Below are 13,920 nucleotides of genomic sequence, written 5' to 3'. Positions count from 1 at the left end.
GGGGGGGCCGAAATGTCCGACGACGGACGAACGGGTAGCGATATGAACATCCTGCTCGCGGAATTCGCTGGGCCCTACGACGGTGTGCCCGCGTTCGACCGCATGGACCTGAACGACGTCCGTTCGGCTCTCACCACCGCGATCGACGCACATCTCGAGGAACTGGATGCCGTCGCGGCAAACAGTGAACCTGCGAATTTCGAAAACACGATCGTCGCGATGGAGCGCGCCGGCGAAACGATCGGGACCGTTTTTACCTACTGGGGGATCTGGAGCGCCAATCGATCGTCACCCGAGTTTCGCGAAATCCAGCGCGAGATGAATCCACGGTTGTCCGAGTACCAGTCGAAGATCATCCAGAACGATGCCCTCTTCCGACGGATCAAGAACGTCTACGAGAGTGACGAGATGGACTCCCTGAGTCCGAGCCAACGCCGGCTTGTCTGGCTTACGTACGACGGGTTTGCCAGCAACGGCGCGACCCTGGACGGGACGGCCCGGGAGCGCTACGCAGAGATCAACAAGCGGCTCTCGGATCTCCAGACACAATTCTCTAATAACGTTCTGGCAGACGAAGAGAACTATGTTCTCTATCTCAACGCAGACCAACTCGGAGGCTTGTCAAAGTCGTTCACCGACGCGGCCGCAGCCGCAGCAACCGAGCGAGATCAGGACGGGGCATACGCCATCACCAACACGCGTTCGTCGATGGAGCCGTTTCTGACCACGTCGTCGGATAGAGCGCTCCGCGAGAAAGTCTGGCGAACGTATTTCTCTCGTGGTGACAACGGCGACGAGTTCGACAACAACGCGATCATCTCCGAAATTCTCCGTCTACGTCACGAACGGGTGCAACTCCTTGGATACGAGACGTACGCCCACTGGCGTCTGCAGAATCGAATGGCTCGTGAGCCGCAGCGGGCCCTTGACCTGATGGAGGCTGTCTGGCCGGCGGCCCTTGGCCGGGTTCAGGAAGAGGTTGCCGATATGCAGGCGATCGCGGACGCGGATGGAGCGGGCATCACCATCGAGCCGTGGGATTATCGCTATTACGCTGAGCGTGTCCGTCAGGCCAAGTACGATCTCGACTTCGACGAGGTAAAACAATACTTGCAGATGGATCGACTCGTTTCCGCGATGCACTACGTGGCGGGCGAGCTGTTCGATTTCGAATTTACACCCGTTCCCAGCGATACCGTGCCCGTCTTTCACGAGGATATGAGCGTCTACGAGGTGACCCGCCGGTCTTCCGGGGAAAGGGTGGGGCTCTGGTATCTGGATCCGTACGCCCGTCAGGGAAAACGATCCGGCGCCTGGGCGACCAGTTACCGGCGGCACGAGAGCTTCGATGGAGAGCGGACGGTTCTCAGCGCCAATAACTCCAACTTCATCAAGGGTGCGCCAGGGCAGACCGTGTTGATCTCCTGGACCGATGCCACCACTCTATTCCACGAGTTTGGCCATGCGTTGCATTCCTTATCGTCGCAGGTCGCTTATCCGACACTCAACGGCGGACTGCGGGACTACACGGAGTTTCAATCCCAACTCCTGGAGCGTTGGCTCCTGACTGATCGCGTGATCGAGTCGTATCTTACGCACCACGAAACCGGGGAGCCGATGCCGGCGGAACTCGTTGCGAAGATTCGCAAAGCGGCGACATTCAATCAAGGATTCTCAACCGTCGAGTACCTTGCCTCGGCCCTCATGGACATGCGTTACCACATGACCGATCCGGCGGGGATCGAGCCGGATCGATTCGAGCGTGAGACCCTGAAGACCCTCGACATGCCGAAAGAGATCGTCATGCGGCATCGGAGCCCGCACTTTGGTCATATCTTCAGTAGCGAGGGATACTCCGCCGGGTACTACAGCTATCTCTGGGCCGATGTCTTGACCTCCGACGCGGCGGAGGCGTTCGTGGAAGCCGGCGACGGTTTTTACGACGCCGACCTCGCGGCAAAGCTCGTCGAGCACCTGTTCGCGATCCAGAACGCCGTCGACCCTGCGGACGCCTATCGCGAATTCCGCGGTCGAGATGCCGGCATCGGTGCCTTGATGAGGGACCGCGGTTTCCCGGTGCCCGCCCGCCATTAGACCCCGTAACTTACCCGTTTTTCGGCCCGTTCCCGGCGGGGCTTGACCCGCCCCCGTTCCGGAATAGGTTACGACTATGTAACGGTTCGGGAGATCTGATGGAAGATCGACGCCAGGAATCCGGCTTTACTCTGATCGAATTGATGGTGGTCGTTCTGATCATCGGGCTGCTGAGTTCGATCGCGGTTCCCATGTTTGGGCGCGCCATGGAGAAAGCCAATCGGACGGCTACTGCGGCCGCCATGGATACCCTCTACGATGCGATGAGTCGTCACTATGCCGACAACGGAAGCTACGCCACGCTCGATACGGCGACTCTGGAGCCTCTCATTAGTAATGGCTACATCGACGATGCCGACTCCATCTTGAAGAAGTTCGACGGCGAGAAGATCCTGGGATTCAAGGATCTGGGTCCATTCGGCTGGTGGAGTGTCGTTCGCCCGAAGGGTGACGCGAAGTCCCTGATCTATACCGGCCAGGTGCTTATCCCATCCGGTCTTGGCGACGTCAACTGGGACGGCGTCTACTGGTACAACGCGACCTACACACCCGATGGCCTCGTGCGGATCGACGGGTCGCCTCGATGACAAACGAAGACGGATCGCTAACGTCCCACGTTGTCGGGTCGGACAACACGCCGATGGAGTTCGCGGACGCGTTGGATCTGCTGTCGATCCAGTTGGATCGGCTTCTGGCAACGCTTCCCGACAGAAGTCTCGAAGCGCGACGCCAGATCACACGGGAACTTCACTACGAGCCACGACCGGAAGAGCTTCAGACCATCCTCCGTATAGCGGAGGACGAGGCCACCGGTGGGCCACGGTTTACGATTCCACGCGATCTCCTGCGCACGCGTCTCGTGGTCGAACGAGAGCTGCGTCGTCTGTTGGAGATGAAGCCTCTGGAGGTGACCGAGATCGAGGGCTGTGCGCGGGTTCTCCCGCCGTTGCTCGATGAGGTCGTTCGACTAGAGAATCGGCTGCGAACGCTTTCCTATGATGACGAAGAGCTCAATCGCGGCGACAAGGACTACCTCTTGCAGATGGGCGACGTCCTCTGCTGCTCACGATCCGACCTGATCGCATGCATGGTCCTGGCCATCCGGCTCGCACAGCTGACCCGGGCCGAGGGGCGTGGCGAACTGGAGCGAGAAACCGAAATGCTCTCTCACGAGCAACAACTATGTATTCGAAGCGTAATCGATCCGGATGCCGAGGATTGTGCATCGAGGGCGACCGTCGACGCCCTGGCAATCCAATCGCTCGTCGAGTTGTACTTACAGGAATGGGTCCAGCTTGGGCACCCGTCGGACGACAACAAGCCGGTCCGTGCGCAGCGCGACGTCCTGATTGAACGCTTGACACAATCACAGGTCGCTCTCGAATTTGTCGCTTCCAGAGTGCAAGATCAACAGGACGGAGCCTTGCAGGCGGGACTCTCTGGTTTCGCCGAAGAACTGCGATCGAGCGGTCGGGGCCTATTCTCGCTGAAGCTCCGACTGGCACCCGTCCTACGAGATCCGTACGAGGATTTGGGCGCGGAGGAGGCCGGGAAGATCGCGACGGATATCGATTCCATGCGTGCGCTGTTACGCGAATCGGTGGCCGGGGATGTTGCATTACCGGACGCGCCGAAGAAGGTCAGCGAGGAAGAGCTGTACCTGGGCGCGCTCAAGGATATGCGGACCCGGGGAGATACCGTCACGGAGTACGTGGTCGCCAAGCAGCGCCCCAACCAGTTGGCTCGCCAACGACGCAGAATGAAGATTCTCGGGTCCGTCGCGGGTGTTCTCTTCGTGACTTCGATCTTCATCAATTTCTTCGTACTTGGTGCGGGACGGTCCGACCCCGAGCCGCCGTCGATCCTTGAACTGTCGGCCGCGTGTAACGTGACCCGCGTCGAGACGGCCGGGCCGATGATGTTTGCGCACGTCGACGACTGGGCCGATCTATCCGAAGAAGAACGACAGTCTCGAATCACGGACCTCGGCAAGCGGACCCACAAGAACGGGTTCCAGTCGGTGATCCTGTTCAACGAGTTTGGGGAGCCCGCCGCGGCCTGGCAGCGCGGTCGCGGTCCCGGAGCCGTCGTTTCCGAGTGACACTCTCTTGACGGTATATCTGAAGGCACTCAAGTTGATGCCGTAGTCCGTCCGCGACGCTATTCGCAGACGAGGGAGACCGGTGGCGTGTTGGTGCAGGCAATCGACTGCGTCATGCCGCCGGCCAATAGCCCGCATGCGTTGTCGATCGCGGTTCGACTGGCCGAAGCGTCATCAGGACCGATGGCGCTTCGGCAGACGGTGCGTCCGTTGAACTGGATGCAGGCCTCACAGGAGACCTTGGCCTGTTGCAGCATGACGTAGATCAGGAGGCCGAACGTCCCGACGAGGACGACGCTGATCAGGATCGCCAACTTTGTTCTTACGGTAGCCATCGAGTCAGCAGAATAGCACCGACGCCCCTTAACAGGGCTGCGAGGTTAGCGTAAGCTACAGAGACCGACGCGTCCTGGGGAGGATCGCCATGCAGCCGAACACCCGTCGCCCTCAGTTGCTCAGACGGTCGTTCTGGATCGCCGGCGCGGCTCTAGCCTCCGTCACCGTGGTCTCCGGCGCGGGACCCCGTTTCGACGGCCTTTTCGAGTCCGGGGGTCCCGAGGTCAAGATGACCGTCCAGTTGGCACAGGGCGAAGATGGCACGGTCGCTGGCGTGATGCTCGCCGACGGTGTCCAGATGCAGATCAAGGGGTCCCCGGGGGACCCGGGTGTGGTCGGCACACTGGTCGGGAGCTACGGCGACAGCTATGGGTTCCGGGCCTGGTTCGAGGTTGGCGACGATGCACTCCACTTCTCGGTCTACCCGGTCGATATCTACGGCCGCGGTCAACCCGACGCCGGTGAACTCATCGTCCTGACCCGTCGCGGACGCGCTATCTCCGTCAACCGTGTCGTGATGACATCCGAGCAACTTGCGAAGATAGAGAACAGCTATCAGTTCACCCTCCCCGAGGGTCGTTACTGGTACGACCAGGCGTGTGGCGCGTGGGGGGGGATGTGATGTTTCTCAAACGGCTCCCGGGTGGGAAGTCGATCTCGTATCCGTGACCGCTATGACGCGAGAGACGGTCTTTACAATCGGTCATTCGACTCATTCCACGACGACGTTCGTTGGCCTCCTCCGTCAGCACGAGATTACCGCCGTCGGCGATGTTCGGTCGTCTCCCTATAGTCGTTTCAATCCCCAGTTCAATCGCGAGACGCTCAAGCGAGATCTCTGGGCATCCGGAATCGCGTATGTGTTTCTTGGCGACGAACTGGGCGCGCGACGGAGTGAACCCGAGTGTTACGACGCCGATGGACGGGTCCTCTACGACGTTGCCGCACGCACGACCCTGTTTCGGCAGGGTCTACAACGACTTCGTCTTGGCCTGCAGCAGCACCGCATCGCACTGATGTGCGCGGAGCGAGACCCCATCCAGTGCCATCGAACTCTGCTGATCTGTCGCGCACTGCGCGATGGCCCCGAGGAGATCCTCCACATCCGCGCCGACGGGAGTGCCGAACCCCATGCGGAGTTGGAACAGCGATTACTGAAACGAATGAAGCTCCCGCCGACGGACCTGTTTGCGGACAAAGACGCAATGATTCTCCGCGCGTACGACAGTCGCGTCCAGAAACGATCCTCGTAGCGCCGGGCCCGATTACATCGCGGCGCAGTCGGGCTCGCTGCCCAGCTCGAACAGGGCGTCGCACAGAGTCTGACCGGTCTTGATCGTGTCGATCTCGGTGACGGTGCTTCCCGATTCGGGATTGACGGCAACCGAGCGGAACGGGATGCGGACCCCTTCGACCTCCCGGTAGTCTTCCAGGGTGACGGTAATGGGAATCTCCGTGTTGGCGCCGGGAATCGGTATCGAGGACTCGTACTCCACGATGTCTCCGGTCTCCGTGTCGACCAGGGCGCGAATCACGGGTGCGTCGCCGTTACGAAGCTGGACCAGCAAGAGACTCTGATCGTCCCGGGTCTCCCAGCGCAGCACCTTGACGGAATCAAAGTGCTCTCTCCAGTCCAGGTTCTGCGCCACGCTCTCCAACTCGATCAAGGCGGAGAGTCGGCGTCCCTCGATCGCGTCGATGGGTGTCACGTGGGTCTGCATCTGGCCCATCTCAGGCGTGAGGGCAATGTGAACCCAGCCGAAACGACCGAAATCCGATTCGCTACGGAAGCGCGTCCCGTCACCCCAGGTCGTCGACGTGCCGCTGAGGCCTGCATGAACCATCTGTAATCGGCTCGTGACCATCACGCCGCCCATGGCCTTCATCGCTGCCACTCGTGCGTCGCTGGCGCGCACGGCCATCAGTTCCGACACGGTGGGAAGCGGTTTCCCGTCGGGATCGCCGCTGCGTGGCATCGTCTCAGACTGGTCGTCTCCTTCGTACAAGGTCATCGACGCGACTCGTCCGTCGTCATCCATCTCGAACGAAACGCTGATCACTTCCCGGATCCGGAACCGCCGTCGCCCGTCCTCGTCGGGCAGTCGCAATTCGAACGCCATCTGCCCTGGAATGTCTACCGCCAGTCGGTTGTTCTTGATCCGGACCGGCACGTCGCCGTTGAAGGTTTCGGAGTGATAGGTGCCAAGGAAGGGTGCAAGTTCATCCAGGTCGATCTCGGGCTCGATGACCACTCCACGACGGGGGAGTTCAAAATCGAGACCACCCTGATGCATGCGCATCAGATCCACGCTGCCGTCCTCATTCGCTTCGAACGAGACGGCAACCGTATCGGTGACAGCGAAGGGACGTCGCCCGTCGTCGCCCACCGGCCTGATTTCGTAGTTGGTCTGGCCGGGAACGTTGACAAAGAGGACGCCGTCCTGCTCGGAGACTGCAAAAGTCGCGTCCTTGAAGGCGCCGAACTCGGCGACGTAGTCTCCGAGAAACGCGGTCAGCGACTCCGCGGCCTCATCGGTCTCGTGGGTGTCCGCCTCCGGGTCGGTGGTCGTCGATTCGCCCTCGCCCAGGAGAGACTCGAAGACAATTTCCAGCGACTCCTGTTGCAGAGCCGTGGCCGTCAAGTTCGTCATCAACGCAAAGCCGATGTCGTCGTCCGGCAGGAGCCCGACTTCGGCTGAGAAGCCGTTGATGTTTCCGCCGTGCTCCAGCATCTTGTGGCCGTTCCATTCACGAACGAACCAGCCCATCCCATAACCGAAGTTCTCAGCGATTTCGATGTTGGATGTCCACATTTCGGCGATCGTCGCGTCATCGACCAATTGCTTGCCGCGATAGGTTCCCTTGCCGTTGAGGAAGCGAAGCCACTTTCCCATATCCGTCGCATTGGACACGATGGCACCCGCCGGAGCGGCGACATCGATCGGCAGAACCGGTTGGCGATCGAGTTCGCCGAGGTCTTCTTGCCACGCATAACCGGGGACGAGGTCGCCACGGATCTTCGCGGATTCCGTCGAGCTGCTTGTCATCCCGAGCGGCTTGAAGATCCGCTTGCGGACAAGACGGTGCCAGTCCGAATTGGCGACCTTGGCGCTGGCGGTGCCTGCGGCCAGAAACATGATGTTGTTGTAATGGAACGCCTGATGGTATCCGTCGAAGGCTTCCGCACCGTTCGCGACCTTCAGCACATCGGTCGGATCGACGTCTTGCGCCGTCAGCAGCATTCCCATCCTGGAGAATCCGCTGCGATGGGAGAGGGCGTCGCGAACCGTCACCCGTGCATCCTCATCCTCGCTGTCGACCGTCGGGTCGAAATACGGGATGTAGTCGGCGATCGGCGAGTCCCAGGCCATCTTGTCGGCATCGACCATCATGCCGACCAGCATCGAGGTGAAGGCCTTGGTCGTGGAGCCGATCATGAACAGCGTCTCGTCCGTGACCGGGTTGTTGGATTCCATATCCGTGACACCGAAACCACGGGCGAGTATGACCTCGTCGCCTTTGACGACCACCAGGGCCATCCCGGGGATGTGAAGCTCCTCCCTGCGTTGCTCCATCCGTTCGACCAGTTCCGCCAAACGGGCCTCGAGGTCCGAGTCGGTCTTGGCGGCTGCGGGTGCCGGCGCTACCAGCAGCAGAAAGAGCAGAAAAAGGGCAACCAGATGGGCCAGTGCTTTCCGTTTCATCTATCCATTCCCCCACGAAGCTGTTTTCGATCGCTCGATACGTAGACTGTACCCCCGCAATTGCCCAAGTATTCGGTTTCGGTCGGAATGAACCGCCGGGTGGGTCCATGGCTGGAATGAGCGGTCCCCGATGGCCTATCCTGAGCAGCGCTTCGAGCCCATTCGAGTCGATCGAGGAGTCTTCCGTGAAATCTAATCGGGGCCTACAGGCGGCCCAGCTCTGGATCCTACTAACGATGGTCAGCTGGGGTGTCTACGGACCGATCCTGGGCAAGGCCGGCGTGGAGTTCGGCGGTTCGGCGTCGTTATCACTGGTGATGATCGGGCTCGGCTACGTGGTCGTCGGAATCGTCGGCGGCATGTTGCTGCTGATAACAGGCGCGGTGCCCGACAAGGGGGACTGGAATCGGCAAGGATTCGGCAAGGGGTTCTTCGCAGGGCTCCTGGGTGTCGGAGGCAACCTTGCCCTCATTCTCGCGTTGCGTCTCTATCATCGCCCGGAAGTGGTGATGCCGCTGCTGTTCGGTGGTGTGCAACTGGGCAACACGGTCTTTACGTGTCTTGAGTTGAAAGCATGGCCGCGGCGCGGCTTTCTTGCCGGTGTCCTGTTCTTGATGGTGGGCGTTGTTCTGGCACTGACCTACCGACCTGCCGCGCAACACTCCGGCGAGGAGATGAACTGGTGGTTCCTGGCCTTCGTGGCGATGGTCTGGGTTTGTTGGGGCAAGTACGGCGTGCAGGTTCACGCCGCGACGATGGCGTTCGGTCGCAGCGGCATCCGCTCGATGGTCGCGCTCAGTAGCGCCTACGGAGTCGTCGCACTGCTCGGTGGGCTAATCGTCTATTTCGCCGGTGTGGAGCCTCACGCGACCTTGACGTCGGCGGGACTGAAGGATGGGATGCTGGCCGGTGCCATCACCACGGCCGGGGCCTGGGGTGTCGTCTTCGGCAATCGCTACGTGCGTGGGGGTCCCTCCATCGTGATGCCACTGGTCTTTGCCGGAGCGCCGGTGGTCAATTCGTTCTACGTGATGTGGGCCAGCTCGGTGAGCTGGGGCGTCATCGATATTCGGTTCTGGTTGGGCCTGGCCATCATCATCGTGGGTGGCTATCTCGTGCTGGCAAACAAGCCGGAGGCTCCTGGACACTGAACAATTTCGTTCGCGCCGATGGCCATCATCATCAAGGCGTTCCGAAGCCCGGTGTATACTCGGGCCCGCACGGATCATCAGGAGACAATCTAATGAAATCTACAGAATTCTTTCGTCGTTTCGTCTTTCTGTCGGTCGTCGCAATCCTCGCCGTTTCAACGCCCGCCGTGGCCGACGGGATCGACGCGGGCGACGCGTTTGAGAAGCTGAAGGCACTGGCTGGGACCTGGAGTGGTCATTCCGTCGGTGAGGGCGAGGCCAAGGATTCGGATCACGACGACATGAAGACCGTCCATCAGATCCAGGTCTCGGCCAACGGTTCGGTCGTCATGGAGACGATGAGTCCCGGGTCTCCTCACGAGATGATCAACATGTATCACCTCGACGGTGCGGAGTTGGTCCTGACCCACTACTGCGCCGGCGGCAACCAGCCGACGATGCGTCTCAACCGATCGGAGAGCTCGTCCTCCGACATGGTGTTCGAGTTCACCGGTGGGTCCAATCTGGACCCGAAGGTCGACAACCACATCCATGACGCGCGGATTACGTGGGAGGGTGACGATCGCATCATGAGCCAATGGATTGCCTACGCCAACGGCGAGCGGGCCGGGAAAATGACGTTCGCTCTGGAGCGCGGATCGGACTGAATGGGCGGCGACGGGCGGTTTCATACGACGCGTTGGACGATGATCCTGTCCGCCCGTGGGACGGATAGCGAGGACGCGTCGGCCGCCCTGGCCGAGCTCTGTCGTACCTATTGGTATCCGGCCTACTACTTCGTCAGGCGACGCGGCAATGGGCCTGACGAGGCGATGGATCTGACGCAGTCTTACTTCCTACGCATGTTGGAGAAAGACTACCTGGAAGACGTGCGACCGGAAGACGGCAAATTTCGGTCCTTTTTGCTGGCCTCGCTCAAGCACTTCCTGGCCAACCAACATCGCGACGCCACGACGATCAAGCGCGGTGGCGAAGTCGAGTGGGTCGCTCTCGATAGCGCCGATGCGGAGGGACGCTACCGTCAAGAACCTCCGGACCACCGAACTCCGGAGCAGGCCTATGAACGAAGATGGGCTCTCGCGGTTCTTGGACGGACGAAGAATCGACTGCGAGCGGAATTTGACGACGCGAAAAAACTTCGACAATTCCAGTTGCTCGAGCCGCATCTGTCGGCGGATGTGACCGCCCGATCCTACAAGGAGATCGCCGTCGACCTCGACACGACCGAATCGGCGATCAAGATGGCGGTCTCGCGTTTACGACGTGCCTTCGGTCGCCTGCTGCGAGAGGAGATCGGTCGTACCGTCGAAGATGAACACGTCGATGACGAGGTTCGTCACCTGTTGAGCGTCATCCGCGAAGCCTGACGCCGATTGGTAACGGGTGGACCGGAAATCTCTCTCTAGAGCCGGGTGCCGCACTGGTTGCAGAATCGGGCGCCCGATTCGTGCCCCTCGCGAGAGCAGGCCGGGCAGCTCTGGGTACTGATCGCACGCAATCCTCCCGCGAGTTCCGCCGAAAAAATTCCGGTTGGAATGATGATGAGGCTGTATCCCAGGATCATCATCACGCCGGCAAGCATTTGCCCTGGCACCGTGTTGGGGGAAACATCGCCGTATCCCACCGTCGTCAGCGTCACGATCGCCCAGTAGACGCCGCGTGGGATCGAGGTGAAGCCGTTCTCCGGTCCCTCGATCAGATGTATCAGAGACCCGACGATGACCACGATGACCAGGACGGTTGCCAGGAAGACGATGATCTTCTGCCGACTGGCCCACAGGGCTCGCCTTAGTGCCCTGGCTTCACTGAGATAGCGGCCCAACTTGAACACTCGAAACAGTCGAAGCAGGCGTAGCGCTCGGATGACGAGCAGCTGTTGGGCGCCGGGGATCAAGAGACTCAGGTAGGTCGGCAAGATTGCAAGGAGATCGATGATTCCAAAGAAACTCCGAGCGTAAAGGATCGGACGACGCACGCAGATGAGCCGGAGTATGTACTCGATCGAGAAGACGATCGTGAAGGTCCATTCCAGAATCGCAAGCAAGCGGTGGTAGCGTTGATCGACGGTGTCGACGCTCTCCAGCATCACCGTGACAATACTGGCGAGGATCGCGACGAGCAGGGCAACATCGAATGCCTTGCCGAGGGGCGTATCCGCCTCGAAGATGATCTCGTGAAGCGTTGAACGCCACGAGCGTGTGCGGGGCGGTGCTTCGGAGGGTCTACGATCCATCATTCCGGGAGTCTACCCGATTCGAGGGCGTCTAGCGGCTTACGCCCAGGTCCCACAGTGGCAAGTCGCGGTTCCCGATGATTGGCCGAATCAGGATGTCGGGACGGTCGACGGGTTCCGACTGCGTGATCTCGATCTGCACGTCTTCGAAGATGACGTGATAGAAGAACGAGAAAAACGGTGGGATGTTCTCTGTCCGCGGAAAGATCTCATCGTGAAACGTCATGTGGGCTTCAATGTCAGCCGGCTCGACGGCGCCTTCGGTGGCCCGCGAGGGATTGTAGATTTCGTTGGTCAGGGTCCGAACGGATCCGTCCTCCCGTCGCACACCCTCGGTGACCATGATGTGAGCGCCCCAGAGCGGTGCCGGGAGCTCGAACGGATTGGCGAACAACTCGCCGTTGAGCGTGACCTTTGCAGGTCCCCAGGCCGCCAGGTACGTGAAGACCGTCGGCAATACCGGTTGTCCCGCGCCCGTGTCTCCGTGGAGATAGACGTTGTGGCTGATGGCCTCATTGAGAACGGTGTCCGTCCAGTTCGCGGAGCTCCCGAGTCGGATCCCGGAGCTGTGGATATCCGGGTGCAGAAACCGCACAACGCGCAAGTGCCAGTCTCCGTGGGTGTCGGTCCATTCCACATCGATGACGCCGGTATTTCGCATCGGCAGGACGTCGATGGTCATACGACCTTCGACGGGGGTCGAGCCCTCACCGTTCCAGACGAAGGAATCGATCGGCTCTGCAGGCACTCCCTGAACCCGACGTCGGGTCGGACCCATCGGACGTCGGTTAACCCGGGCCGCCGTCGCGGTGATGCGATAACGCAACTCCGTCGCGGCCACCGGGACGCCGTCGTCGGGCTCCGATTGCGCGATGACCGAGGGGGCATCGGCAAGCAACAGCCCCAGACACAGCAGCCACAAACTGTGCTTCTTGATCATGGGCAGGTCACACCGGGTTGGGCTCGTTGGCTCCCCAACGAGTCGCCACAGCCGTTACGGGAGCGGATGAGGTAGTAATACGCTTGCCCCACTACCGGAACCAGGGTTTCTGTCGCCGTTGGCCCGGCGATGTCGCTGGCGAGACAGGTTGCGGCTGCAAACGCTTGCGCACCGTCTGCCCGCAGAACGTCGTAGGAGACCAGGATGGCACCCGGAGCGATGGGGGCCTGCCAGTCCAGGTTGTCGGCGGGTGCCGTCGTCATGAACAGGCTGCGCGCCTCACCCGGAGGGCTCCAGTTGTCCGGATCGCCCGGGGCGCAGTCGCCACCGTTGGGTGTCCCGTCGCTATCGGGATCCAGTCCGCCAAGGGCGTCACACCATGTGATGAAATCCGACAGCGCGTTTTCCTGGTCGGTCGCCGTTGGTAGGGTCTCGACACCGATGCTCATGAACAGCGTCCGATAGACACCGGTGTCCTTGTCGACACTCGACAGGTTGGTCGTCGATCCGATAAACGCGCCCTCGGCAGTAACGTCGGGAACAATGTCATCGGTGTAGTTGGTGTACGGGAACGAGAGTGTGTAGGTGCCGAATCCACCGAACAGCGTGCCGGCGCCCTCGGCGGAAGTCTGGCCGACATCGCTTGTGGCTGACGCCACACCAAGATGGCCCGTCACGAAACCGGTGGCCCCACGGTCGTAGTAATAGTCCTGACTGCTGAGCAGAAGACAGGCCGAGCTGTCGAGCCAGCTGGCAAGGGCGGACTCGCCACCGGGGCCCGGCCCGGCAGATCCGCCGAACTCGTCGCCGGTGAACCAGATCACCTTCTTGTACGGGGCGAGCGCCTCCGCGCTGGGTTCATCATCGCTGTTGCCCGTATCCCAGATGTCGTAGGGGAGTCCCAGCGTATCCAGTGCGTCGGTATACGTGGCCCGAACATCCGGGCCGTTGTCATCGTCATCCACCACAAGTAGATCCGGGACCGGTCGCGTCGTGAACTGGAATGTCGCCGACTGGACGCTGACGCCGCATGCGTTTTCTGCGCTTACGCGCCAGTAGTAGGGTGTCACCGGATCCAGCGTGATGGTCGGCATGTGGCTGACGCTGCTGACCACGACGTCGTAGAGAACATTCAGGAAACCGGTGTCCGACGCGATCTCTAATCGATAGGTGACCGCCTGCGGGCTGCTCAGCCATGAGAAGTCCGGCGAGCGAGCCGTGTCGGTCTGGCCGTCGGCCGGTTGATCCGGCTGGGGTGCCCCCGGCGCCATATCGGCAACGATGACGGAGACCGGAATGTTTCGGTTGATCGCTCCATCGGTGGCCTGAATCTGGAACGGGTACGAGTCGGCGGCGACAGC

General features: G+C 60.9%; 12 protein-coding genes and 1 pseudogene. 8 read left to right on the top strand and 5 right to left on the bottom strand.

Annotated elements, in window-relative coordinates:
- Window positions 1-12 precede the first annotated feature (12 nt).
- The 3 genes and pseudogenes from OES25_06440 to OES25_06430 all read left to right on the top strand — a co-directional run bounded on the left by OES25_06440 (window position 13) and on the right by OES25_06430 (window position 4,195).
- Window positions 13-2,094 (top strand): M3 family metallopeptidase, encoded by a 2,082-nt coding sequence (locus tag OES25_06440; protein ID MDH3627280.1) that lies wholly within the window; start codon window positions 13-15, stop codon window positions 2,092-2,094.
- 98 nt (window positions 2,095-2,192) lie between these two features.
- A pseudogene (locus tag OES25_06435) lies at window positions 2,193-2,285 on the top strand (prepilin-type N-terminal cleavage/methylation domain-containing protein).
- A gap of 392 nt (window positions 2,286-2,677) precedes the next feature.
- A complete protein-coding gene (locus OES25_06430) occupies window positions 2,678-4,195 on the top strand; it encodes a hypothetical protein (GenBank protein MDH3627279.1) in 1,518 nt (505 codons plus the stop codon).
- Window positions 4,196-4,254: 59 nt separating this feature from the next.
- Here OES25_06430 and OES25_06425 read toward each other — a convergent pair whose 3' ends face one another.
- Window positions 4,255-4,530: a hypothetical protein gene (locus tag OES25_06425; protein ID MDH3627278.1), complete on the bottom strand. Its 276-nt coding sequence runs from the start codon at window positions 4,528-4,530 to the stop codon at window positions 4,255-4,257.
- Between the two features lie 89 nt (window positions 4,531-4,619).
- Between OES25_06425 and OES25_06420 the strand changes: the two genes are divergently transcribed.
- Both OES25_06420 and OES25_06415 read left to right on the top strand, forming a co-directional pair.
- Window positions 4,620-5,153 (top strand): hypothetical protein, encoded by a 534-nt coding sequence (locus OES25_06420; protein ID MDH3627277.1) that lies wholly within the window; start codon window positions 4,620-4,622, stop codon window positions 5,151-5,153.
- 52 nt (window positions 5,154-5,205) lie between these two features.
- Window positions 5,206-5,784 carry a DUF488 domain-containing protein gene (locus OES25_06415; GenBank protein MDH3627276.1) on the top strand — a complete coding sequence of 193 codons (579 nt, stop codon included), beginning with the start codon at window positions 5,206-5,208 and terminating at the stop codon, window positions 5,782-5,784.
- Window positions 5,785-5,796: 12 nt separating this feature from the next.
- Here OES25_06415 and OES25_06410 read toward each other — a convergent pair whose 3' ends face one another.
- Window positions 5,797-8,235: a serine hydrolase gene (locus tag OES25_06410; GenBank protein ID MDH3627275.1), complete on the bottom strand. Its 2,439-nt coding sequence runs from the start codon at window positions 8,233-8,235 to the stop codon at window positions 5,797-5,799.
- A 185-nt stretch (window positions 8,236-8,420) separates the two neighbouring features.
- Between OES25_06410 and OES25_06405 the strand changes: the two genes are divergently transcribed.
- From OES25_06405 to OES25_06395, 3 genes are all read left to right on the top strand, one after another.
- On the top strand, window positions 8,421-9,386 hold the full coding sequence (locus OES25_06405) for a hypothetical protein (protein ID MDH3627274.1): 966 nt from the start codon (window positions 8,421-8,423) through the stop codon (window positions 9,384-9,386).
- 92 nt (window positions 9,387-9,478) lie between these two features.
- On the top strand, window positions 9,479-10,033 hold the full coding sequence (locus OES25_06400) for a hypothetical protein (GenBank protein MDH3627273.1): 555 nt from the start codon (window positions 9,479-9,481) through the stop codon (window positions 10,031-10,033).
- On the top strand, window positions 10,034-10,753 hold the full coding sequence (locus OES25_06395) for a sigma-70 family RNA polymerase sigma factor (protein MDH3627272.1): 720 nt from the start codon (window positions 10,034-10,036) through the stop codon (window positions 10,751-10,753). It begins immediately after the preceding gene.
- 35 nt (window positions 10,754-10,788) lie between these two features.
- On the opposite strand, the gene OES25_06390 is transcribed toward OES25_06395, so the two are convergent.
- From OES25_06390 to OES25_06380, 3 genes are all read right to left on the bottom strand, one after another.
- Complete coding sequence (locus OES25_06390) at window positions 10,789-11,619, bottom strand: ion transporter (protein ID MDH3627271.1); 831 nt, start codon at window positions 11,617-11,619, stop codon at window positions 10,789-10,791.
- Between the two features lie 31 nt (window positions 11,620-11,650).
- Window positions 11,651-12,559, bottom strand: coding sequence for a hypothetical protein (locus OES25_06385; GenBank protein MDH3627270.1), 909 nt, complete (start codon window positions 12,557-12,559; stop codon window positions 11,651-11,653).
- Window positions 12,556-13,920 (bottom strand): hypothetical protein (locus OES25_06380; GenBank protein MDH3627269.1); only part of this gene is annotated, 1,365 nt, incomplete at its 5' end. The genes OES25_06385 and OES25_06380, both read right to left, overlap by 4 nt.

The organism is Acidobacteriota bacterium (assembly GCA_029861955.1).
Classification (GTDB): Bacteria; Acidobacteriota; Polarisedimenticolia; order Polarisedimenticolales; family Polarisedimenticolaceae; genus JAOTYK01.
The sequence above is the reverse complement of the archived record's forward strand: the minus strand, read 5'-3'. Positions and strand labels throughout refer to the sequence as shown.

Excerpts from the sequence above, each read along its gene's own strand:
- OES25_06440 (MDH3627280.1), top strand. The coding sequence starts at position 13 with ATGTCCGACGACGGACGAACGGGTAGCGATATGAACATCCTGCTCGCG.
- OES25_06430 (MDH3627279.1), top strand. The coding sequence starts at position 2,678 with ATGACAAACGAAGACGGATCGCTAACGTCCCACGTTGTCGGGTCGGAC.
- OES25_06425 (MDH3627278.1), bottom strand. The coding sequence starts at position 4,530 with ATGGCTACCGTAAGAACAAAGTTGGCGATCCTGATCAGCGTCGTCCTC.
- OES25_06420 (MDH3627277.1), top strand. The coding sequence starts at position 4,620 with ATGCAGCCGAACACCCGTCGCCCTCAGTTGCTCAGACGGTCGTTCTGG.
- OES25_06415 (MDH3627276.1), top strand. The coding sequence starts at position 5,206 with ATGACGCGAGAGACGGTCTTTACAATCGGTCATTCGACTCATTCCACG.
- OES25_06410 (MDH3627275.1), bottom strand. The coding sequence starts at position 8,235 with ATGAAACGGAAAGCACTGGCCCATCTGGTTGCCCTTTTTCTGCTCTTT.
- OES25_06400 (MDH3627273.1), top strand. The coding sequence starts at position 9,479 with ATGAAATCTACAGAATTCTTTCGTCGTTTCGTCTTTCTGTCGGTCGTC.
- OES25_06395 (MDH3627272.1), top strand. The coding sequence starts at position 10,034 with ATGGGCGGCGACGGGCGGTTTCATACGACGCGTTGGACGATGATCCTG.
- OES25_06390 (MDH3627271.1), bottom strand. The coding sequence starts at position 11,619 with ATGGATCGTAGACCCTCCGAAGCACCGCCCCGCACACGCTCGTGGCGT.
- OES25_06385 (MDH3627270.1), bottom strand. The coding sequence starts at position 12,559 with ATGATCAAGAAGCACAGTTTGTGGCTGCTGTGTCTGGGGCTGTTGCTT.